This window comes from Enterobacter wuhouensis (assembly GCF_035835995.1).
Lineage (GTDB): Bacteria > Pseudomonadota > Gammaproteobacteria > Enterobacterales > Enterobacteriaceae > Enterobacter > Enterobacter wuhouensis.
On sequence record NZ_CP142124.1, the window covers coordinates 4,393,790 to 4,415,637 of the forward strand.

General features: G+C 57.4%; 21 protein-coding genes. 6 read left to right on the plus strand and 15 right to left on the minus strand.

From position 1 onward, the window contains the following. The first annotated feature begins 48 nt into the window (after nucleotides 1–48). On the plus strand, nucleotides 49–2,136 hold the full coding sequence (locus tag VPX56_RS21045) for a YccS/YhfK family putative transporter (RefSeq protein WP_131635237.1): 2,088 nt from the start codon (nucleotides 49–51) through the stop codon (nucleotides 2,134–2,136). Here the strand turns inward: VPX56_RS21045 and argD are convergent. The 4 genes from argD to ppiA all read right to left on the minus strand — a co-directional run bounded on the left by argD (nucleotide 2,133) and on the right by ppiA (nucleotide 5,298). After that, nucleotides 2,133–3,353 carry a bifunctional acetylornithine/succinyldiaminopimelate transaminase gene (gene argD, locus VPX56_RS21050; protein ID WP_326468709.1) on the minus strand — a complete coding sequence of 407 codons (1,221 nt, stop codon included), beginning with the start codon at nucleotides 3,351–3,353 and terminating at the stop codon, nucleotides 2,133–2,135. The genes VPX56_RS21045 and argD overlap by 4 nt on opposite strands. A gap of 87 nt (nucleotides 3,354–3,440) precedes the next feature. Beyond that, nucleotides 3,441–4,004 (minus strand): aminodeoxychorismate synthase component 2, encoded by a 564-nt coding sequence (gene pabA / locus VPX56_RS21055; RefSeq protein WP_326468711.1) that lies wholly within the window; start codon nucleotides 4,002–4,004, stop codon nucleotides 3,441–3,443. A 30-nt stretch (nucleotides 4,005–4,034) separates the two neighbouring features. Next, on the minus strand, nucleotides 4,035–4,619 hold the full coding sequence (locus VPX56_RS21060; protein WP_326468713.1) for a putative adenosine monophosphate-protein transferase Fic: 585 nt from the start codon (nucleotides 4,617–4,619) through the stop codon (nucleotides 4,035–4,037). Nucleotides 4,620–4,725: 106 nt separating this feature from the next. After that, nucleotides 4,726–5,298, minus strand: coding sequence for a peptidylprolyl isomerase A (gene ppiA, locus VPX56_RS21065; protein WP_023309471.1), 573 nt, complete (start codon nucleotides 5,296–5,298; stop codon nucleotides 4,726–4,728). Between the two features lie 278 nt (nucleotides 5,299–5,576). Here ppiA and tsgA point away from each other — a divergent pair, with 278 nt between their 5' ends. Beyond that, the gene (gene tsgA / locus VPX56_RS21070; RefSeq protein ID WP_326468715.1) at nucleotides 5,577–6,761 is read left to right on the plus strand and encodes an MFS transporter TsgA; all 1,185 of its coding nucleotides are present in this window, start codon (nucleotides 5,577–5,579) and stop codon (nucleotides 6,759–6,761) included. Between the two features lie 3 nt (nucleotides 6,762–6,764). Here the strand turns inward: tsgA and VPX56_RS21075 are convergent, their stop codons facing one another. Next, nucleotides 6,765–8,081 (minus strand): cytosine deaminase, encoded by a 1,317-nt coding sequence (locus VPX56_RS21075; RefSeq protein ID WP_326468717.1) that lies wholly within the window; start codon nucleotides 8,079–8,081, stop codon nucleotides 6,765–6,767. Between the two features lie 238 nt (nucleotides 8,082–8,319). On the opposite strand from VPX56_RS21075, the gene nirB reads away from it, so the two are divergent. The 4 genes from nirB to VPX56_RS21095 all read left to right on the plus strand — a co-directional run bounded on the left by nirB (nucleotide 8,320) and on the right by VPX56_RS21095 (nucleotide 13,008). Continuing rightward, complete coding sequence (gene nirB, locus VPX56_RS21080; protein ID WP_326468719.1) at nucleotides 8,320–10,863, plus strand: nitrite reductase large subunit NirB; 2,544 nt, start codon at nucleotides 8,320–8,322, stop codon at nucleotides 10,861–10,863. Then, nucleotides 10,860–11,186: a nitrite reductase small subunit NirD gene (gene nirD, locus VPX56_RS21085; protein WP_326468721.1), complete on the plus strand. Its 327-nt coding sequence runs from the start codon at nucleotides 10,860–10,862 to the stop codon at nucleotides 11,184–11,186. Before nirB ends, nirD begins: the two co-directional genes overlap by 4 nt. A gap of 135 nt (nucleotides 11,187–11,321) precedes the next feature. Next, nucleotides 11,322–12,695 (plus strand): siroheme synthase CysG, encoded by a 1,374-nt coding sequence (cysG, locus tag VPX56_RS21090; protein ID WP_326468723.1) that lies wholly within the window; start codon nucleotides 11,322–11,324, stop codon nucleotides 12,693–12,695. 142 nt (nucleotides 12,696–12,837) lie between these two features. Continuing rightward, entirely contained in the window at nucleotides 12,838–13,008 is a 171-nt protein-coding gene (locus VPX56_RS21095) for a YhfL family protein (protein ID WP_326468725.1), read from the plus strand. A 143-nt stretch (nucleotides 13,009–13,151) separates the two neighbouring features. Here VPX56_RS21095 and trpS read toward each other — a convergent pair whose 3' ends face one another. The 10 genes from trpS to VPX56_RS21145 form a co-directional block, all read right to left on the minus strand. Then, nucleotides 13,152–14,156, minus strand: coding sequence for a tryptophan--tRNA ligase (gene trpS, locus VPX56_RS21100; protein WP_131635122.1), 1,005 nt, complete (start codon nucleotides 14,154–14,156; stop codon nucleotides 13,152–13,154). Further along, entirely contained in the window at nucleotides 14,149–14,910 is a 762-nt protein-coding gene (gene gph, locus VPX56_RS21105; protein ID WP_326468727.1) for a phosphoglycolate phosphatase, read from the minus strand. The genes trpS and gph overlap by 8 nt, the downstream gene beginning before the upstream one ends. After that, a complete protein-coding gene (rpe, locus tag VPX56_RS21110; protein WP_131635124.1) occupies nucleotides 14,903–15,580 on the minus strand; it encodes a ribulose-phosphate 3-epimerase in 678 nt (225 codons plus the stop codon). The genes gph and rpe overlap by 8 nt, the downstream gene beginning before the upstream one ends. A gap of 41 nt (nucleotides 15,581–15,621) precedes the next feature. Next, a complete protein-coding gene (gene dam / locus VPX56_RS21115; RefSeq protein WP_131635125.1) occupies nucleotides 15,622–16,434 on the minus strand; it encodes an adenine-specific DNA-methyltransferase in 813 nt (270 codons plus the stop codon). 66 nt (nucleotides 16,435–16,500) lie between these two features. After that, the gene (gene damX / locus VPX56_RS21120; RefSeq protein ID WP_326468730.1) at nucleotides 16,501–17,796 is read right to left on the minus strand and encodes a cell division protein DamX; all 1,296 of its coding nucleotides are present in this window, start codon (nucleotides 17,794–17,796) and stop codon (nucleotides 16,501–16,503) included. A gap of 91 nt (nucleotides 17,797–17,887) precedes the next feature. After that, the gene (gene aroB, locus VPX56_RS21125; RefSeq protein WP_131635127.1) at nucleotides 17,888–18,976 is read right to left on the minus strand and encodes a 3-dehydroquinate synthase; all 1,089 of its coding nucleotides are present in this window, start codon (nucleotides 18,974–18,976) and stop codon (nucleotides 17,888–17,890) included. Nucleotides 18,977–19,033: 57 nt separating this feature from the next. Further along, a complete protein-coding gene (gene aroK / locus VPX56_RS21130; protein WP_010436374.1) occupies nucleotides 19,034–19,555 on the minus strand; it encodes a shikimate kinase AroK in 522 nt (173 codons plus the stop codon). Between the two features lie 288 nt (nucleotides 19,556–19,843). Beyond that, nucleotides 19,844–21,079 (minus strand): DNA uptake porin HofQ, encoded by a 1,236-nt coding sequence (gene hofQ, locus VPX56_RS21135; RefSeq protein WP_326468733.1) that lies wholly within the window; start codon nucleotides 21,077–21,079, stop codon nucleotides 19,844–19,846. Beyond that, nucleotides 20,994–21,395, minus strand: a complete 402-nt coding sequence (locus VPX56_RS21140) for a HofP DNA utilization family protein (protein WP_326468735.1) — start codon at nucleotides 21,393–21,395, stop codon at nucleotides 20,994–20,996. Before VPX56_RS21140 ends, hofQ begins: the two co-directional genes overlap by 86 nt. Then, a complete protein-coding gene (locus VPX56_RS21145) occupies nucleotides 21,385–21,846 on the minus strand; it encodes a HofO family protein (RefSeq protein ID WP_326468737.1) in 462 nt (153 codons plus the stop codon). Before VPX56_RS21145 ends, VPX56_RS21140 begins: the two co-directional genes overlap by 11 nt. Nucleotides 21,847–21,848: the final 2 nt, after the last annotated feature.

Below are 21,848 nucleotides of genomic sequence, written 5' to 3' on the forward strand. Positions count from 1 at the left end.
AACGGCGTGCCATCTCAGGGTGGCACGCCGTTTTTGTCTCTATTCCCCATGTGGCGCAGGCTGATTTATCACCCGGAAGTTAACTACGCACTGCGACAAACGTTGGTGTTGTGCCTTCCCGTGGCCGTGGGCCTGATCCTCGGACATCTTCAGCAAGGCCTGCTGTTTTCCCTCGTGCCCGCCTGCTGCAACATCGCCGGTTTGGACACGCCGCATAAACGCTTTTTCAAGCGCCTGATTATCGGCGGCTGCCTGTTTGCCGGCTGTAGCCTTGCCGTACAGCTCCTGCTCGCCCGTGATATTCCGCTCCCGCTGATCCTGACCGTGCTGGCGATGACGCTCGGCGTAACGGCGGAGATCAGTTCGCTTCACGCGCGCCTGCTGCCCGCCTCGCTGATTGCCGCCATATTCACCCTGAGCCTCGCGGGGAATATGCCGATATGGGAACCGCTGCTCATCTACGCCCTCGGCACGCTGTGGTACGGGCTGTTTAACTGGTTCTGGTTCTGGCTGTGGCGGGAGCAGCCGCTGCGTGAATCCCTGAGCCTGCTCTACGTGCAGCTGGCGGATTACTGTGAAGCCAAATATACCCTGCTGACCCAGCACACCGATCCGGAGAAATCCCTTCCGCCGCTGCTGGCGCGCCAGCAAAAGGTGGTCGACCTGATCAGCCAGTGCTATCAGCAGCTGCACATGCTCGCCGCCAATAAAAACCACGAGTACAAGCGGCTGCTGCGCACCTTCCAGGTGGGGCTGGATCTGCAGGAGCATATCTCCGTGAGCCTGCACCATCCGCAGGAGGTGCAAAAGCTGGTCGAGCGCAGCCACGCCGAAGCGGTGATCCGCTGGAACGCCCAGACCGTGTCGGCGCGCCTGCGGGTGCTGGCCGACGATATTCTCTATCACCGCTACCCGACGCGCTTTAACATGGACAAACCGCTCGGCGCGCTGGAAAAAATTGCGCGTCAGCACCCGGATAACCCGGTCGGCCAGTTTGCCGCCTGGCACTTCAGCCGCATCGCCCGCGTATTGCGTACCCAGCGCCCGCTTTATCCTCGCGACCTGATGGCGGATAAACAGAAGCGTCTGCCGCTGCTGCCCGCCCTCAAAAGCTACCTGTCGCTGAAATCCGCCGCCCTGCGCAACGCCGCGCGGATAAGCGTCATGCTCAGCATCGCCAGCCTGATGGGTATGGCGCTGCATCTGCCGAAACCCTACTGGATCTTAATGACCGTGCTGTTCGTGACGCAGAACGGCTATGGCGCCACGCGCGTGCGTATTTTCCACCGGGCTGGCGGCACGATGGCCGGGCTGATTATTGCGGGGGCGACGCTGCATTTCCACGTGCCGGAAGGGTATACGCTGGTCGGGATGCTGGCGATTACGATGGTGAGCTATCTCATCATCCGCAAAAACTACGGCTGGGCGACGGTGGGCTTTACGGTTACGGCGGTGTACACCCTGCAGCTGCTCACGCTCAACGGCGATCAATTCATTATTGCCCGCCTGGTCGATACCCTGATTGGCTGCCTGATTGCCTTCGGCGGCATGGTCTGGCTGTGGCCGCAGTGGCAGAGCGGATTACTGAGGCAAAACGCCCACGACGCGCTGGAGGCCGATCAGCAGGCCATCCGCCTGATCCTGAGCGACGATCCGCAGCCCTCCCCGCTGGCCTACCAGCGCATGAGGGTCAACCAGGCGCACAACGCCCTGTTCAACTCGCTCAACCAGGCGATGCAGGAGCCGGGCTTTAACTCGCACTATCTTGCAGACATGAAGCTGTGGGTGACACACAGCCAGTTTATCGTCGAGCACATTAACGCCATGACCACGCTGGCGCGCGAGCACACCATGCTCACGCCGGATCTGGCGCAGCGCTATTTGCAGTCGTGTGAAATTGCGTTGCAGAGGTGTCAGCAGCGTCTGGAGTACGACGCGCCGGGCGAGTCGGGCGATTCCAATATTCTCGAAGCGCCTGAAACGCTGACCCACGGGCCGATGAGCACCCTGGAGCAGCACCTGCAGCGCGTTCTGGGACATTTGAACACCATGCACACCATTTCATCGGTGGCATGGCGTCAGCGTCCGCATCACGGGATTTGGTTAACGCGTCGATTAAAGCGAACCGAGTATTAACCCTTAACGATCTTCGCGACCGCCGCGGCAAAACGGCTTAACCCGTCTTCAATATCCTTCTCTTCCACCACCAGCGACGGCGCAAAGCGCATTACGTCCGGTCCGGCGTTGAGCACCATCACCCCTTCGTGCGCGGCGGCGTGCAGGAAATCGCGCGCGCGGCCTTTGTACTGCGGCTTCAGCTCGGCGCCAATCAGCAGCCCCATGCCGCGGATTTCGCTGAACACGTCGTACTGCTCATCAATCTGCAGCAGGTGCTTGACAAACAGCTCCCGCTTCGCGTTGACGCCGTTCAACACCTCCGGCGTGTTGATGATATCAAACGCCGCGCTCGCCACGGCGCTCGCCAGCGGGTTGCCGCCGTAGGTAGAGCCGTGAGAACCAACGTGGAACGCAGAGGCAATATCCTGCGTCGTCAGCACCGCGCTGACCGGGAAGCCGCCGCCGAGCGCTTTGGCGCTGGTCAGGATGTCCGGCGTCACGCCGTAGTGCATGTAGGCAAACAGATCCCCGGTGCGCCCCATGCCGCACTGCACTTCATCAAAGACCAGCAGCGCCTGATGCTCGTCGCACAGTTCGCGCAGTCCTTTCAGGAACTCCGGCGTCGCCGCCGTCACGCCGCCTTCGCCCTGAATCGGCTCAACGACGACCGCGCAGGTATGGTCATCCATTACCGCTTTTACCGCGTGCAGATCGTTAAAGGGCACGTGAACGATGTCGGCTGGCTTCGGACCAAACCCGTCTGAGTATTTCGGCTGACCACCAACGGAAACGGTAAAGAACGAGCGTCCGTGGAAAGCGTTATGGAAGGCGATGATTTTGGTTTTGTACGGGCTGTGGCGCGTGGTTGCGTAGTAGCGCGCCAGCTTAAAGGCGGTTTCGTTGGCTTCAGTGCCGGAGTTCATGAACAGCACGCGCTCGGCGAAGGTGGCATCGATGATCTTACGCCCCAGGCGCAGCGCCGGTTCGTTGGTGAACACGTTGCTGGTGTGCCACAGGGTTTCGCCCTGGGTTTTCAGCGCCTCCACCAGCGCAGGATGGCAATGACCCAGCGCCGTCACCGCAATGCCGCCCGCGAAATCCACATACTCTTTGCCCTGCTGATCCCAGACGCGGCTGCCTTTCCCTTTTACAGGGATAAACTCGGCCGGTGCATAAATCGGCAGAATGACTTCATCGAATGTCGCGCGGGTAATTGCTGGTTGTTCAGTTGCCATGTCATGACCATCCATTTTTATGTCACAGTGATTGTGAAAATATAATCACAAAATATGCATAAAAAATCACAGCAAGGCAACAGATATTCAGCGCTTAAGGAAATTCGCCAGCAGCTGGTGGCCCTGCTCGCTGAGGATGCTTTCCGGGTGGAACTGCACGCCTTCGAGATCCCACTCGCGGTGGCGAATCCCCATGATCTCCTGCGACTCGCTCCAGGCGGTCACGTCAAAGCACGCGGGTAAGGTTGGCGGGTCGATTACCAGAGAATGGTAGCGCGTTACGGTTAGGGGATTATTCAACCCGGTGAATACGCCCGTGCCGGCGTGCGTGACGGGTGACGTTTTGCCATGCATCACCTTCGCTGCGCGCACGATGGTCGCGCCAAACGCCTGAGCAATGGCCTGATGGCCGAGGCAGACGCCCAGAATCGGCAGCTTGCCTGCATAACGGCGTATCGCATCAAGCGAGATGCCGGATTCCGACGGCGTGCAGGGGCCCGGTGAGATAACAATTTTCTGCGGAGCCAACTTCTCGATATCTGCCAGGGTTATCTCGTCGTTACGGCGAACGACCACCTCGGCACCCAGCTCGCAGAAATACTGGTAAAGGTTCCAGGTGAAGGAATCGTAGTTATCAATCAGAAGAATCATGGCGGCTCCAGAAAAAAATGCCGCCCTATTTTACTCAGATTCCCGCGCTTCGCTCACTACTTTGGCAAAGATGGCGTTCAGGGCCGTTAAATCCCCCATCGCACCACTCTGGTTAGCCGCTACCCACTGCGCGGGATCGATATCACGCCAGTCCAGCGCGTAGCCCGCGTGGAGTGCCAGCTGCTCAAAGAAGATCCTCTGGGAAATGCCGTTACCGCGCATAAAAGGGTGCAGCATATTGATTTCACAGTAGTAATGGCTAACCCGGTCTGTAAATTCCTCTTTGCTAAGGCCGACCAGATAGTTGTCGTATTCCAGCGCGTCCATCAGGTCGTTCCCCATCTTCTCGATGTACTCGAAATGACAAAAAGGAATGTCGCCCTTAGCGATATCGGCGGTGCGGAACTCGCCAGCCAGCTTAATCTCTCTGCGGTACAGGTGGCGGTGAATGAGGCACAGGTGGGGCAAGCCGGGTGCAGAAGGCCCCAGCGCCAGCGACTCAATTTGAGGATCTGAAGGACCATTGCCTTTTTCGAGCTGGCAGCTGGCCTGAAAATTGACGTTACGCTGCTGTTCCCAGAGACGGGATTTTTGCTTATCGGTGAGTTTTTTCACTTAACGCCTCCCTGAATAGTCCGTTTGCCACAAGTATAAGCAGCAAAACGCGCTTTCGCAGGGAGGGAGACAAAACGCGGGCAAAAGAAACCCGCGTTCAGAAGAGTTACGGCAGAACTTTTGCGGAGAGGATAACCACCGGTTTTGACGGCACATTCTGGTACGGACCGACGTCGTGGGTCGGCACCTGAGAAATCTTGTCGGCCACGTCCATACCTTTCACAATCTTACCGAAAACGGCATAGCCAAAGTCGCGCTGGCCGTGGTCGAGGAAGGCGTTATCCGCCACGTTCAGAAAGAACTGGCTGGTCGCGCTGTCTTTATCCGCTGTACGCGCCATGGAGATGGTGCCGCGCTTGTTCAGCAGGCCGTTGTCCGCTTCGTTTTTGATTGGCGGGTTAGGCTGCTTCTGCTGCATCTGCTCGTTGAAGCCGCCGCCCTGCACCATGAAGCCAGGGATCACGCGGTGGAAGGTGGTGTTGTTATAGAAACCACTGTTCACGTAGTCGAGGAAGTTTTTAACAGAAACAGGGGCTTTCTGGCTGTTCAGTTCCAGCTCAATATTCCCGGCAGAGGTCGTCAGCAGGACGTGAGGGTCACCCTTGGCTGCCAGCGCAGCAGGGGAAACGGCAGAAAGAGCAAACACAGCTGCGACAGCCGCCAGTGTTGATTTGAGCATGAGAATTCCTTAACAAAGCGCAGTATAAAAAGCGAATGGCTTGATTCTAAAGAGCAGTATGAACGTAGACCAGCCTTTTACCTAATTTTACGAAATTGAAACAGTTGTAACCGCGCAAACGATTGGTTATAACGCCTTTTAGTGTGATCAGGATCACACTAAACCCTGCAATTAAGATCGAAAGTTTCCTAAAAGATTTAATTAGATCACTTTCCCGTCTAAAATCTGCCCGCTCAAACGCGATTAATGCGTTTTACTTTACTTTGAACAGGCCAGACATGACTAACAGCAATCGCATCAAGCTCACATGGATCAGCTTCTTCTCCTACGCCCTGACCGGCGCGTTGGTGATCGTCACCGGGATGGTGATGGGAAATATCGCAGACTACTTCCAGCTGCCCGTTTCCAGCATGAGTAACACCTTCACCTTCCTCAACGCGGGGATCCTGATCTCAATCTTCCTGAATGCCTGGCTGATGGAAATCGTCCCGCTGAAAACCCAGCTGCGCTTTGGCTTTGTGCTGATGGTCGCCGCCGTGGCGGGCCTGATGCTGAGCCACAGCATCGCCCTGTTCTCCGCCGCCATGTTCGTGCTCGGTCTGGTCAGCGGGATCACCATGTCGATCGGTACGTTCCTTATTACGCACATGTATGAAGGCCGCCAGCGCGGCGCGCGCCTGCTGTTTACCGACTCCTTCTTCAGCATGGCCGGGATGATTTTCCCGATGGTCGCCGCCGTTCTGCTGGCGCGCAGCATCGAGTGGTACTGGGTGTATGCCTGCATCGGTCTGGTCTACGTGGCGATCTTTATTCTGACCTTCGGCTGCGACTTCCCGGTGCTGGGCAAGAAAGCGCAAACCGCGTCTGAACCTGTCGCAAAAGAGAAATGGGGCATCGGCGTGCTGTTCCTCTCCGTCGCCGCGCTGTGCTACATCCTCGGCCAGCTGGGCTTTATCTCCTGGGTACCGGAATACGCCAAAGGGCTGGGCATGAGCCTGAACGACGCGGGCAAACTGGTGAGCGATTTCTGGATGTCTTACATGTTCGGCATGTGGGCGTTTAGCTTCATCCTGCGCTTCTTCGACCTGCAGCGCATTCTCACCGTGCTGGCAGGTCTGGCAACCGTGCTGATGTATCTGTTCATCAACGGTTCCCCGGAGCATATGCCGTGGTTCATTCTGACCCTGGGCTTCTTCTCCAGCGCGATTTATACCTCAATCATCACCCTGGGCTCCCTGCAGACCAAAGTGGCCTCGCCGAAGCTGGTTAACTTCGTTCTGACCTGCGGCACCATCGGCACCATGCTGACCTTCGTGGTGACTGGCCCAATCGTCGCCCACAGCGGCCCGCTGGCGGCGCTGCACACCGCCAACGGTCTGTACGCCGTGGTGTTCATCATGTGCTTCATTCTGGGCTTCGTGACCCGCCACCGCCAGCACAACGCGGCAGCAGCGTCCCACTAAACCCTACGCCCCTTTGCGCTCTGCAGAGGGGCTGTTTCTGGCAAAGCTCACCTCTTCTCCTCCGACGTCCGTTTGGATCCACGTCTGCGCCAGCTGCGTCGTGGCAATCACGCGTCCCTGACGAATCGACCAGCGCACCGGCACCTGGCAGCGCACGGCTTCAAATCCGCTCTCCGCAGGCAGAATAATCAGGTTCGCCGGGTTGCCCTCCTCAATGCCGTAATCGCTCAGGCCAAAGGTACGGGCGCTGTTATGGGTTATCAGGTTCAGGCCGCTGTCGATCTGCGGATAGCCCATCATCTGACAGACGTGCAGCCCCATGTGCAGCACCTGCAGCATGTTGCCGGTGCCGAGCGGATACCACGGGTCAAAAACGTCATCGTGACCAAAGCAGACGTTAATGCCCGCCTCCTGCAGCTCTTTCACGCGCGTGATGCCGCGACGCTTCGGATAGTCGTCAAAGCGCCCCTGCAGGTGGATGTTCACCAGCGGGTTAGCGACAAAGTTGATGCCCGACATCTTCAGCAGGCGGAACAGGCGCGAGGTGTACGCGCCGTTGTAGGAGTGCATGGCGGTGGTGTGGCTGGCGGTCACGCGCGGGCCGATGCCGGCCTCGTACGCCAGCGTTGCGACGGTTTCGACAAACCGGGACTGTTCGTCGTCAATTTCATCGCAGTGGATATCCAGCGGTCGGTCGTACTTCTTCGCCAGATCAAAAGCGATATGCAGCGACTGCACGCCGTACTCGCGGGTGAACTCGAAGTGCGGGATCGCCCCCACCACGTCGGCCCCCAGCCTTAACGCCTCTTCCAGCAGCGCCGCGCCGTTCGGGTAAGAGAGAATGCCCTCCTGCGGGAACGCGACGATTTGCAGCGTCACCCACGGGGCGACCTCCTGCTTCACCTCCAGCATCGCCTTAAGGGCGGTGAGCGTCGGATCAGAGACATCCACATGAGTACGCACAAACTGGATGCCGTTGGCGATTTGCCACTTCAGCGTTTTCCAGGCGCGGGCCTTTACGTCCTCATGGCTGAGCAGCGCCTTGCGCTCGGCCCAGCGCTCGATGCCTTCAAAGAGCGTGCCGGACTGGTTCCAGCTCGGCTCGCCCGCCGTCTGCGTGGTATCCAGGTGGATATGCGGCTCGATGAACGGCGGGATCGCCAGCCCGCCGCGCGCGTTGAGGATTTCGTAACTTTCGGCATGGGTATCGTCCATCGGCGTAATGCCGCCAAAACGACCGTTCTCAATGGGAATTTGCCACAGCCCTTCCCGACCCGGTAAGCGAACATTCTGGACAAGCCAAAGCGGTGTTGTAGACATACCTTTCTCCCGAAAAACGCGTCTGAAATTTAGGAGTACGCATTTTTAAAAATGCGCCCTATTTTGTACACAAAATCAGCGAATGCGAAAAGCCAGCAAATTCCATTACTTATAAAAATCCTGACAAATCAGTCATATACCACTTAGGGGGTAGGTTAAGGCGTATTTGATTTGCATCAATAAGTGCCCCTGCTGAATCGTTAAGGTAGGCAGTAATAGAAAAGAAATCGAGGCAAAAATGAGCAAAGTCAGACTCGCTATCATCGGTAACGGCATGGTCGGCCACCGCTTTATTGAGGATCTTCTCGATAAAGCCGACGCCGACCGTTTCGACATTACCGTGTTCTGTGAAGAACCCCGCAAGGCGTACGACCGTGTGCACTTGTCTTCCTACTTCTCCCATCATACCGCCGAAGAGCTTTCTCTGGTGCGTGAAGGTTTCTATGAGAAGCACGGCGTAAAAGTGCTGGTGGGCGAACGCGCTATCACCATCAACCGTCAGGAAAAAGTGATCCACTCCAGCGCCGGACGTACGGTTTTTTACGACAAGCTGATCATGGCGACTGGCTCATACCCGTGGATCCCGCCGATCAAAGGCTCGGAAACGCAGGATTGCTTCGTTTATCGTACCATTGAAGACCTGAAAGCCATCGAAAACTGCGCCCGCCGTAGCAAACGCGGTGCGGTCGTCGGCGGCGGCCTGCTGGGTCTGGAAGCCGCAGGCGCGCTGAAAAACCTCGGCGTTGAAACCCACGTCATCGAATTTGCCCCGATGCTGATGGCCGAACAGCTGGACCACATGGGCGGTGACCAGCTGCGCCGTAAAATCGAAAGCATGGGCGTGAAGGTTCACACCAGCAAGAACACAAAAGAGATCGTTCAGGAAGGTACCGAAGCGCGTAAAACCATGCGCTTTGCCGACGGCAGCGAGCTGGAAGTGGACTTCATCGTCTTCTCCACCGGTATTCGTCCGCGCGACAAAATGGCCACCCAGTGCGGTCTGGCCGTGGCGCAGCGCGGCGGGATCATGATTAACGATTCCTGCCAGACCTCCGACCCGGATATCTACGCTATCGGCGAGTGCGCCAGCTGGAACAACCGCGTCTACGGCCTGGTGGCGCCGGGCTACAAAATGGCGCAGGTTGCCGTTGACCACATTCTCGGCACCGAAAACGCCTTCACCGGCGCAGACATGAGCGCCAAGCTGAAGCTGCTGGGCGTGGACGTAGGCGGCATCGGCGATGCGCACGGTCGTACCCCGAACTCACGCAGCTACGTCTACCTCGACGAAAGCAAAGAAGTCTATAAACGCCTGATCGTCAGCCAGGACAACAAAACCCTGCTCGGCGCGGTACTGGTGGGTGACACCAGCGACTTCGGCAACCTGCTGCAGCTGGTGCTGAACGCCATCGAGCTGCCGGAAAACCCGGACGCGCTGATCCTCCCGGCCTACGCCTCCAGCGGCAAGCCGTCTATCGGCGTGGACAAACTGCCGGACAGCGCGCAGATTTGCTCCTGCTTCGACGTCACCAAAGGCATGCTGATCTCCGCCATCAACAAAGGCTGCCATACCGTGGCGGCGCTGAAAGCGGAAACCAAAGCCGGTACCGGCTGCGGTGGCTGTATTCCGCTGGTCACGCAGGTGCTGAACGCCGAACTGGCGAAACAGGGCATCGAAGTGAACAACAACCTGTGCGAGCACTTCGCATATTCTCGCCAGGAGCTGTACCACCTGATCCGCGTGGAGGGCATTAAGTCCTTCGACGAACTGCTGGCGAAGCACGGCCAGGGCTACGGCTGCGAAGTCTGTAAACCGACCGTCGGCTCCCTGCTGGCCTCCTGCTGGAACGAGTACGTGCTTAAACCCGAGCATACGCCGCTGCAGGACACCAACGACAACTTCCTGGCCAACATCCAGAAAGACGGCACCTACTCCGTTATTCCACGTTCCGCCGGTGGCGAAATCACGCCGGAAGGGCTGGTGGCCGTAGGCCGTATCGCCCGTGAATTTAATCTGTACACCAAAATCACCGGCTCCCAGCGTATCGGCCTGTTTGGCGCGCAGAAGGATGACCTGCCGGAAATCTGGCGTCAGCTGATTGAAGCGGGCTTCGAAACCGGCCACGCGTACGCAAAAGCGCTGCGCATGGCAAAAACCTGCGTGGGCAGCACCTGGTGCCGCTACGGCGTCGGCGACAGCGTGGGCTTCGGCGTGGAGCTGGAGAACCGCTACAAGGGCATCCGCACGCCGCACAAAATGAAGTTCGGCGTCTCCGGCTGTACCCGCGAATGTGCCGAAGCGCAGGGTAAAGACGTGGGGATCATCGCCACCGAGAAAGGCTGGAACCTGTACGTGTGCGGCAACGGCGGGATGAAGCCACGCCACGCGGACCTGCTGGCGGCAGACCTCGATCGCGACACGCTGATTCAGTATCTCGACCGCTTCATGATGTTCTACATCCGTACCGCCGATAAGCTGACCCGTACCGCCTCGTGGCTGGATAATCTGGAAGGCGGCATCGACTACCTGAAGTCGGTCATCATCGACGACAAGCTGGGCCTGAACGAGCATCTGGAAGAAGAGATGGCTCGCCTGCGCGACGCGGTGATTTGCGAATGGACCGAAACCGTGAACACCCCGGCGGCGCAGACGCGCTTCAAACACTTTATCAACAGCACCCAGCGCGACCCTAACGTGCAGGTCGTGGCAGAGCGCGAACAGCATCGTCCGGCGACGCCGTATGAACGTATTCCGGTAACTCTGGTGGAGGAAAACGCATGAGCCAGTGGGTAAACATCTGCAACATTAACGATATTCTGCCTGCCACCGGCGTCTGTGCGCTGCTGGGTAACGAGCAGGTCGCGATTTTCCGCCCTCGTCATGACGAACAGGTTTTTGCCATCAGCAATATCGACCCGTTCTTCGACGCCAGCGTGCTCTCCCGCGGCCTGATTGCGGAGCACCAGGGCGAGCTGTGGGTTGCCAGCCCGCTGAAAAAGCAGCGCTTCCGCCTGACCGACGGGCACTGCATGGAAGATGAGAGCCACTCTGTGAAGCACTACGACGCCCGCGTGAGGGACGGCAAGGTGCAGCTGAAGGCGTAACCCCCAGCCTTTTCAATAGGAAAGGCTTATGACCCCTTATGGGTAACGGCAGGAAAAACCGTATGTTCTGTACGATTCCTGCTGTTATCCTGACGTCAACTCTTACCCCCTCCATGAATGCTGCGAGGTAACGTCGTGGATCACCTGCCGATTTTTTGTCAATTACGCAACCGCGACTGCCTGCTCGTGGGCGGCGGCGACGTGGCTGAGCGCAAAGCGCGCCTGCTGCTGGAAGCGGGCGCTCGACTGACCGTCAACGCCCTCGACTTCGCCCCGCAGTTTAACGTCTGGGCCCAGGAAGGGATGCTCACGCTGGAACAGGGGGAATTTAATGAATCCCTGCTGGATACCTGCTGGCTGACCATCGCCGCGACGGATAACGATGAAGTGAACCAGCGCGTCAGCGACGCCTGCGAAGCGCGCCGCATCTTCTGCAACGTGGTGGATGCGCCGAAAGAGGCCAGCTTTATCATGCCGTCGATCATCGACCGCTCGCCGCTGATGATCGCGGTGTCGTCCGGCGGTCGCTCGCCGGTTCTCGCCCGCCTGCTGCGGGAAAAGCTGGAGGCCGTGCTGCCCCAGCACCTTGGTCAGATTGCGCAGTACGCCGGGCAGCTTCGTTCCCGCGTGAAGCAAACCTTCTCGACCGTCGGTGAACGTCGCCGCTTCTGGGAAAAATTCTTTGTTAACGACCGGCTGGCGCAGTCGCTGGCGAATCAGGATGCGAAAGCCGTTGAAGAGACGACCGAGCAGCTGTTCATCGAACCGCTGGATCACCGCGGTGAAGTGGTGCTGGTCGGGGCTGGTCCCGGCGACGCGGGCTTGCTGACCCTAAAAGGGCTACAGCAGATCCAGCAGGCCGATATCGTGGTGTACGATCGCCTGGTCTCCGATGACATCATGAACCTGGTGCGCCGCGACGCCGACCGCGTATTCGTCGGCAAGCGAGCGGGCTACCACTGCGTGCCGCAGGAGGAGATTAACCAGATCCTGCTGCACGAGGCGCAGAAAGGCAAGCGCGTGGTCCGCCTTAAGGGCGGCGATCCGTTTATCTTTGGCCGCGGCGGCGAGGAGCTGGAAACGCTGTGCAACGCGGGCATTCCGTTCTCCGTGGTGCCGGGCATTACGGCGGCGTCCGGGTGTTCAGCCTACTCCGGTATTCCGCTGACCCACCGTGATTACGCTCAGAGCGTGCGCCTGGTGACGGGCCATCTGAAAACCGGCAGCGAGCTGGACTGGCACAACCTGGCCGCCGAAAAGCAGACTCTGGTGTTCTACATGGGGCTGAACCAGGCCGCGACCATCCAGGCAAAACTGCTGGAACACGGCATGGAGGCAGATATGCCGGTCGCGCTGGTGGAAAACGGTACCGCCATTACGCAGCGCGTGGTGGATGGCGTGCTGACGCAGCTCGGCGAACTGGCGCAGCAGGTAGAAAGTCCGGCGCTGATTATTGTTGGCCGCGTGGTTGAGCTACGCGAGAAACTGAACTGGTTCTCCAACCACTGACGCATATTCTCCAAATTTCGAGTAGTCCTTAACCGGACTACTCCCCTCTTACCGCTGTCGATAACATACCGCCCTGAAATGGAACTTTTCCATTTATTCCCTTGAGTTACATCCAATTTTCGTTTTAAGACAAGGAATGCGTATGTTCAAACTGGCAAATGCCGCCGTTCTGGTTGGCCTGTTATCGACCCTGACCGCCTGCACCGGTCACGTGCAAAACACGAAAAATAACTGCAGCTACGATTACCTGCTGCACCCGGCGATCTCCATTTCGAAGATCATCGGTGGCTGCGGCCCGGCGGCACAGCAGTAAGCGTTTTTCAGGCGTAAAAAAACCGGGAATTTCCCGGTTTTTTTGTTGGGGTGGTGCGGCCTGATGCCCTCACCCTGGCCCTCTCCCACGGGGAGAGGGAATAAACCCTAAAAACGGTAACGTGGTTACCGTTTTGCTTTTACCTAAGGTTTCGCGACAAACCCAATCGCTTCGTACACCGCTTTCAGAGTCTCGGACGCACGCGCGCTGGCTTTTTCCGCGCCGTCTTTCATCACCTTCTGCAGGAAAGCTTCGTCGTTACGGTAGCGGTTATAGCGCTCCTGCAGCTCGGTCAGCATGCCGGAAACGGCGTCTGCCACTTCACCTTTCAGGTGGCCGTACATCTTGCCTTCGAAGTGTTTTTCCAGCTCAGGAATGCTCTGGCCCGTTACGCCGGAGAGGATATCCAGCAGGTTAGACACGCCCGCTTTGTTCTGCACGTCGTAGCGCACGACTGGCGGCTCGTCGGAATCGGTCACAGCACGCTTGAGCTTTTTCACCACCGATTTCGGATCTTCCAGCAGGCCGATAACGTTGTTGCGGTTATCGTCAGACTTGGACATCTTCTTGGTCGGCTCCAGCAGCGACATCACGCGCGCGCCGGATTTCGGAATGAACGGCTCTGGCACCTTGAACACGTCGCCATAGATCGCGTTGAAGCGCTGGGCGATATCGCGGCTCAGCTCCAGGTGCTGCTTCTGGTCTTCTCCCACCGGGACCTGGTTGGTTTGATACAGCAGGATGTCAGCCGCCATCAGTACCGGATAGTCGAACAGACCGGCGTTGATGTTCTCAGAGTAGCGCGCGGATTTATCCTTGAACTGGGTCATGCGGCTCAGCTCGCCGAAATAGGTATAGCAGTTCAGCGCCCAGCCCAGCTGCGCGTGCTCCGGCACGTGAGACTGAACGAAGATAGTGCTCTTTTCCGGGTCGATGCCGCAGGCCAGATACAGCGCCAGCGTATCAAGGGTGGCTTTGCGCAGCTTCTCAGGATCCTGACGTGCGGTAATAGCGTGCAGATCCACGATGCAGTAAATACAATGGTAGTCATCCTGCATGCTAACCCACTGACGTAACGCACCCATGTAGTTACCAATGGTCAATTCACCTGAGGGCTGTGCGCCACTAAAAACGATGGGCTTAGTCATTTTTCAATTCCTGATGTTCACTGTGCGAAAGCCCGAGTGCGGGCAACAAATCTTTGAAGTGGTCGAACACGACGTCCGGCTCACTCAGCGTGATGGCCTCACCGTAGTTGTAGCCATAGGTTAATCCCACGGAAGGACAGCCCGCCGCTCTGGCAGCCAGAATATCATTGCGGGAATCACCAACAAAGAGCAGCTCCGCAGGCGTTAAGGATAATTTTCCTGCCACCAGCAGAAGCGGTTCCGGGTGCGGCTTTTTGTTCTGCACGTCATCGCCGCCAACAATCACCGAGAAGTACTTTGCGATATCCAGCGCTTCCAGCAGAGGTGCGACGAACGGCGTCGGCTTATTGGTCACCAGCCCCAGCGGGATGCCTTTGGCGTGAAGTGCGCTCAGCGTTTCCGCCACGTCCGGGAACAGGAAGCTGCCTTCTTCAACGGTTTGTTCGTAGAAGCGGTCGAACAGTTTGCGCAGTACGCGCAGCTGCTCATCCTGCGGAATATCGGCGTGATCGACGCTCGGTTTACCCTGTGCGGAACGCTGCGATGCGCGCTCCTGGCGAGCCCAGTTCAGGGCGCGCTCCATCAGCACGTCGGCACCGTTGCCAATCCACGTCACCACGCGTTCTTCTCCCGCAACGGGAAGTTCAAGCGCGTACAGCGCCTGGTCGACCGCGCTCGTTAAGCCTGGCGCGCTGTCGACCAGCGTGCCGTCGAGGTCAAATGCGATACCCCGGGTTGCCTGCAATTTATCCATGACTTACCTTTGCCAGTTCACTGCGCATTTCATCAATCACTTTTTTGTAGTCCGGCTGGTCAAAGATGGCCGAACCTGCAACGAACATATCCGCGCCCGCTGCGGCAATCTCACCGATGTTATTCACCTTCACGCCACCGTCCACTTCCAGGCGAATGTCGTAGCCAGACTCATCGATACGGCGGCGTACTTCTCGCAGCTTATCAAGAGTGTGAGGAATGAACGACTGACCGCCAAAGCCCGGGTTTACGGACATCAGCAGGATCACGTCCAGCTTATCCATCACGTAGTCGAGATAGCTCAGCGGCGTGGCCGGGTTAAACACCAGACCCGCCTTACAGCCGTTCTCTTTGATCAGCTGCAGCGTGCGGTCAACGTGTTCGGAGGCTTCCGGATGGAAGGTGATGATGCTGGCACCCGCTGCGGCAAAATCTGGGACCAGGCGATCGACAGGCTTCACCATCAGATGGACGTCGATCGGCGCGGTAATACCGTAATTGCGCAGCGCCTTGAGCACCATCGGGCCGATGGTCAGATTGGGAACGTAGTGGTTATCCATAACGTCGAAATGGACGACATCCGCACCAGCCGCGAGTGCATTGGCGGTGTCCTCGCCCAGGCGGGCAAAATCGGCCGACAGAATTGAGGGAGCAATCAAAAACTGTTTCATCCGCATCTCCTTGAAATGTGTTTACCGGCGGGCAAAACGGCTCAGGGGCGATAGAGAGCCAGGAGTTCGTCCACCTTTTTACGTGTGCCGCCGTTGCTGCTAATGCTACGCCGCACTTTGACCTGAAAATGCTTCGCGGCTTTATACCATTCGCGCGTATCAGGCGTATCGTGATTCGAAATTAACACTGGAATTCTTTTGCTGACCAGCTTTTCCGCCATCTCTGCCAGACGGGCCTGCTCGGCCGGGCTGAAGCTGTTGGTGTGATAAGCGGTGAAGTTCGCTGTTGCAGACAGCGGCGCGTATGGCGGATCGCAATAGACCACCGAATTTGCGTCTGCCTGCTCCATGCACTCTTCATATGAGAGGCAGTGGAACTCTGCATTCTGCGCTTTTTCAGCAAAGTGATACAGCTCAGCCTGGGGGAAGTAAGGGCGCTTATAGCGACCAAACGGCACGTTAAACTCCCCGCGCAGATTATAGCGACACAGGCCGTTGTAGCCGTGGCGGTTGAGGTAAAGGAACAACAGCGCACGACGGAACGGGTCCCGGCTCTGATTGAACTCAGCGCGGAACTGATAGTAAACGTCCGGGTTGTTGTTTTCTGGCGTAAACAGTTTGCGCGCCTCATCCACGTACTCGTCGGTACGCGATTTTACGATGTTATAGAGGCTGATGAGGTCGCTGTTAATATCCGCCAGGATATAACGAGAAAAATCGGTATTCAGGAACACCGATCCAGCACCCACAAAGGGCTCGATAAGACACTCGCCCTTCGGCAGGTGTTTTTTTATATCGTCGAGCAGGGGGTATTTGCCCCCTGCCCATTTCAGAAAAGCGCGATTTTTTTTCATGCTGACTAACTGATTACACCTTCTCCGGCTGTGGAGAAAGCTCCGACAGCATCCTGCGCTTTAACATTACTTCAGATCGGCCTGCACCTGATGAATCGGCTTCGCCCACGGGTTTTTCGCCTGAACATCGGCTGGCAGTGTTGCCACGGCGCGTTTCGCTTCATCTTTGGAAGCATACACACCGCTCACCAGCACGTACCACGGCTGCCCGTTACGGGTCGTCTGATAAACCACGTAGTTTTTCAGATTCGATTTTTTCGCCCAACCGTTGAGGTTGTCGTAGTTAGACGAGCTGCTCAGCTGCAGGGTGTAGTTGCTGGATGGCGCAGATTTCAGAGAACCTACGTTACCGGCCGTTTTGCCTGCGGCGCTGGATGCAGTCGCAGCAGCAGCAGGTGCTGCTGTTGCGGCGGGCGCAGCCGTGGTCGCCGTGGCTTTCGGTGCAGTCTGCGTGACTGGCGCTTTGGCAGGTTCGCTTACCGCAGCCGTTTCAGTGCGTTTTGGCTGAGCCGTCGCCTTCGCTTCAGGCGCTTTGACGACTGCCTGAGGTTTGGTTTCACGCTTAGGTTCAATTACCGCCTGCTTGCGTTCCGGACGAGGTGCAGTCTGCGTCTGGCGCGGTTTGGTTTCCGTTGCAGCGGTTTGCTGCTGAGCATTACCACCGCGAATCGGCGCGACGGTCGCAGGCTCTGTAGGCAGCGTAGAGTTAACAACAACGTTGTTCACCTGCTCCTGATTTTGCGGCTGCGTCAGCGCATTGTTCAGGTCGCCCTGAACCTCAACGCGCTGCTGGCCTTCTGGCGTAGCAGGTGCCTGGCCCTGATCCGGATTTGAGGAAACGGGCGGCAGAGACACATCCTGCGGCGTCGTTGTGTTTCCAGCAGTCTGCTCTGCAGAAGTGGTTCCCGGCGCTGGCTGCGCGCCATTCGCCTGATCGGATGCATCAGTGCCGGAAAGGTTGATGCTCTTCTCGGTGGAGGCAGTTTGCTCAGTTGAGGTCGTTGACGGTGCTTTCAGCGCAGAGCCAATGCCGACAATCAGCAGCACCAGCACCAGAACGCCAAGCCCCATCATTATGTACTGGCGGGAAGCGGGTTTTTGCGCGGCTGCTTTCTTACGTTTACGCGGGCGACGCTCTACAGGCTCTTCGTCCATTGACTCTTCTTCGGACTCATAACCCTCTTCTTCTCGCTCTTCACGCGCGTTGCGGCTGCGTGAAGGGCGACGATCGTCTGCATCCAGATCAACATCGTCAAAGTTGATCTGCGGCTCGTTATCACGTTCTGAAGATTGACGAGAACGACCAGTGCGACGATCGCTGGGATCGGGTTTCAGCTCGTCTTCTGGTTTGAATTCATCCATTTAACACCCCACTCAAAGGCTCATGCCAACGACTTGCATTTTGCCTGAAGCTAAACGACCACCCGTTAAAGTGGCCTGACCTTTCTAGTTGTTACGCCTGCTGACAGTCAGCGATAGCGCCAAGAACAATATCGTGCGGTACTCCACCGCGCACTTCACTCTTCCCTATTGCAAGCGGGAGTACAAGACGCATCTCACCTGCCAATACTTTTTTATCGCGCAACATGTGGGGGAGATACGCCTGGGCAGACATCGCCTGCGGTCCTGTTACCGGGAGGCCCGCACGTTCCAGCAGCGCAATGATGCGCGCGGTGTCTTCCGCATTGAACTGACCCAAACGTTCAGACGCACGCGCTGCCATGACCATACCGGCAGCAACGGCTTCACCGTGCAGCCAGTTGCCGTAGCCCATTTCGGCTTCTATGGCGTGACCGAACGTATGCCCCAGATTCAGTAAAGCACGTAAGCCGGTTTCACGCTCGTCTGCGGCAACAACTTCCGCCTTCAGCTCACAGCAACGACGAATACAGTACGCCAGTGCCGGACCATCGAGGCGCAGCAGGGCATCCATATTCTCTTCCAGCCAGGTAAAGAACTCACCGTCGAGGATAATGCCGTATTTGATCACTTCAGCAAGGCCGGAGGCCAGCTCGCGTTTTGGCAGGGTTTTCAGACAGTCGAGATCCACCACCACCGATGCGGGCTGGTAGAACGCGCCAATCATGTTTTTGCCGAGCGGATGGTTGACTGCCGTTTTGCCGCCGACGGAAGAGTCGACCTGTGACAGCAACGTCGTAGGAATTTGAATAAAGCGCACGCCACGCTGGTAGCTGGCGGCGGCAAACCCCGTCAGATCGCCCACAACACCGCCGCCCAGGGCGAGCAGCGTCGTATCGCGACCATGCGGTTTTTGCAGTAATGCGGTAAAGACGGTGTCGAGCACCGTCAGGCTTTTGTACTGCTCGCCATCGGGCAGAATCACACTGTCGACTTTCACGCCAGCCTGCTCAAGCAGGTGACGAACGCGGTCGAGATAAAGCGGAGCCAGCGTCTCATTGGTGACCAGCATCGCCTGATCACCCGCTTTCAGTGGTAAGAAGGAAGCTGGATCGTTAAACAAACCAGCCGCGATGGTGATAGGGTAACTACGTTCCCCGAGAGTAACTGTAATCCTCTCCATGACGCGACATCCACCTTAAATGCTTTTACCCGCAGGCGAGTGTATATAAAGCCAGAATCAGTTGCTTTCCAGCATATGAATAATCTGGTTTGCAACCACCTTAGCGCTCTGATCGTCAGTACGAATGGTCACATCTGCAATCTCTTCGTACAGAGGATTGCGTTCACCGGCCAGGGCTTCCAGAACTTCGCGCGGCGGCGTTTCAACCTGCAGCAGCGGGCGCTTTTTATCGCGCTGCGTACGTGCCAGCTGTTTCTCGATGGTCGTCTCAAGATAGACCACTACGCCACGGGCGGAGAGACGGTTGCGGGTTTCGCGAGATTTCACAGAGCCGCCGCCAGTTGCCAGCACAATGCCCTGTTTTTCCGTGAGTTCGTTGATCACTTTTTCTTCTCGGTCACGGAAACCTTCTTCGCCTTCTACGTCGAAGACCCAGCCCACATCAGCTCCGGTTCGTTTCTCAATCTCTTGATCAGAATCGTAAAATTCCATATTGAGTTGTTGAGCTAACTGACGCCCAATAGTGCTTTTGCCGGCACCCATAGGCCCAACCAGAAAGATATTGCGTTTCTCTGCCATTTTTTCGGTACTACTAAGACTATTCGTTAATGGTAATCCCCGCTACGCAGACACCCAGCGTGGCAGGACATGAACTGAAACCTCATATGCAATAGAGCGAGAGTCAGACTAAAAATTATCTCAATACTCGAGCTTGTTTGGCAACTGATTAAATCACCGTTACAGGCGCATAAGACAACAAGAGCGTAAGTCCAACTCGAATCGGTACTCCTTGTATGCTAATTCATGCCCCACGTCAAACATCTGCAACAAACTGAATGCAAAATCATTGCGGGGATCGTGACCCCATTAGTGAATACCCACCAGCCTTGGCGTGATAAATACCACCAGCTCGCGTCGTTCGTTGTCTTTCCCGTCATGGCGAAACAGTTGTCCAAGCCAGGGAATATTGCCGAGCCCTGGGACGCCATCGCTACCCGTTTTATTCTTTTGCGAGAAAATACCGCCCAATGCCAGCGTTTCTCCGCTTTTAACCTCCACCTGCGTTTCTATTTCTTGCTTATCGATCGCCAGCGTTTCACCGTCGGCCTGCTGCAGGACCTGGCCTGGCATATTTTCGCTGATATGTAATTTCAGGCGCACGCGCCCACCCGGCAGTACCACCGGCGTAACCTCCATCCCAAGCACCGCCTCTTTAAACTCCACCGATGTTGCCCCGCTCTCTCCACTGGAGACCTGATATGGGATTTCGCTGCCCTGCTTGATGCTGGCGGGCTGCATGTGCGAGGCCAACAAACGGGGGCTGGCGATAATATCCACCTTCTGCTTTTGCTCCAGCGCCGACAGCTCCAGATCGAGCAGCCTGCCGTTGATACGCCCAATGCTAAAACCCACATGCGTGGTGGCGCTGGCAACAGAAAGGTCGCTACCCAGCGTCGTAACCTGCCCGACCTTCCCAGCCTGCGTCGCGTCGGCAAGGTTCCATTTCACGCCCAGCTCGCGCAGGCTTTTTTCATTAATGGTTACGATATGCGCTGCCAGCTCAACCTGCTCTACAGGGATATCCATTTGCGCCGCCCAGTGCTGTAAGGCATCCAGTACCGCCTGGCTATCGCGGATCAGCAGGCGGTTGGTGCGCTTATCGACGGATAAACTGCCCTTCGGGCTAAGCAGCTTTTCCGCCGCCTTTTGCAACTCCCCGGCATCGGCGTACGAAAAGGGAATGCTGTGCGATATCAGGGGAGCGTCAAGCTGCCGACGCGCCAGCTCCTGATCCTTGCGCGTCTGCTGCGCTTGCTGCCAGGCAGCCGTATGAACATAAAAAATGCCACGCTCCTCTCGCAGAATGAGTCCTGCACTGGTCACGACGGTCTGTAGCGCCTGGCGCCAGGGGACGCGCGTAAGGTTGAGCGACAGCGAACCGCTGACATCAGGCGATACCACCAGATTTCGATTTTCCTGACTCACCAGCGCCTGCAGCACCTGTACCACCGGTACATCATCCACCATCAGCGTGACGGGTTTCATCCCGGCGATCGGTTGGGTGCTGCATATCAACAGCAGCAGCGCTATCCCTGTTTTCATGTTTATTCGTTCCTTCTCGTTGCCATGTCCATTGTTTGGGCTCACACACTTCGCCCAGCTCAACAACCAATTCGCTTTCATTCAGGGTTATCACTCGCCAGCCCGCCGGGAAACGATCCTGCGCTTTCAGGCGATGCCAGCGCTTTTGCCCGTCCTGTAACATGCCCACATTCAGAGTGCCTTCCACTATCCCGCGGTAGTGCCACTGCGCCAGCTCGCCGATGGCGCAGGGATCTACCGGCGGGTGAAACGGATCGCGCATTCCCGTCACCAGCAGCGCGGAGCACACCAGCAGGTATCGCGCGCTATTTCGCATACTCATGCTCCAGCTGCACGCGCAGGCGTAATGTTGTCCCCTGCGGAGTAAGGGAAAACGCAGTAATCAACACGTCCCGCTCAAGCAGCATGGAAAAGACGGACGGGACGGCCTGCCAGTCGGCGTCCACCGCCAGCTCTCCACCACGCTGAAGTGGCTTCCAGTGAACCAGCCTGCTGCCGTTACCCTGAAAATCCAGCGGCGAAAAGGGTGGGACGACGCGTTCGTCTGGCGTAATTACCTGGCCCGGCAGGCGCCTGGCGGAGGGCCATAGCGTTGCATTCGTCCGCGTGGCATGGGCTATCTCCCGCTGCAAACCAGCCAGCTGCGTATTCATCGGCCGGAGCAGCACGCCCCACGCAATCCCCACCACAAGGACAATGCTCAGAAACCAGCACAGCACCCGATACCCGCTTCGGCATTCGCACCAACGTTCAAACACGGTATCCACGC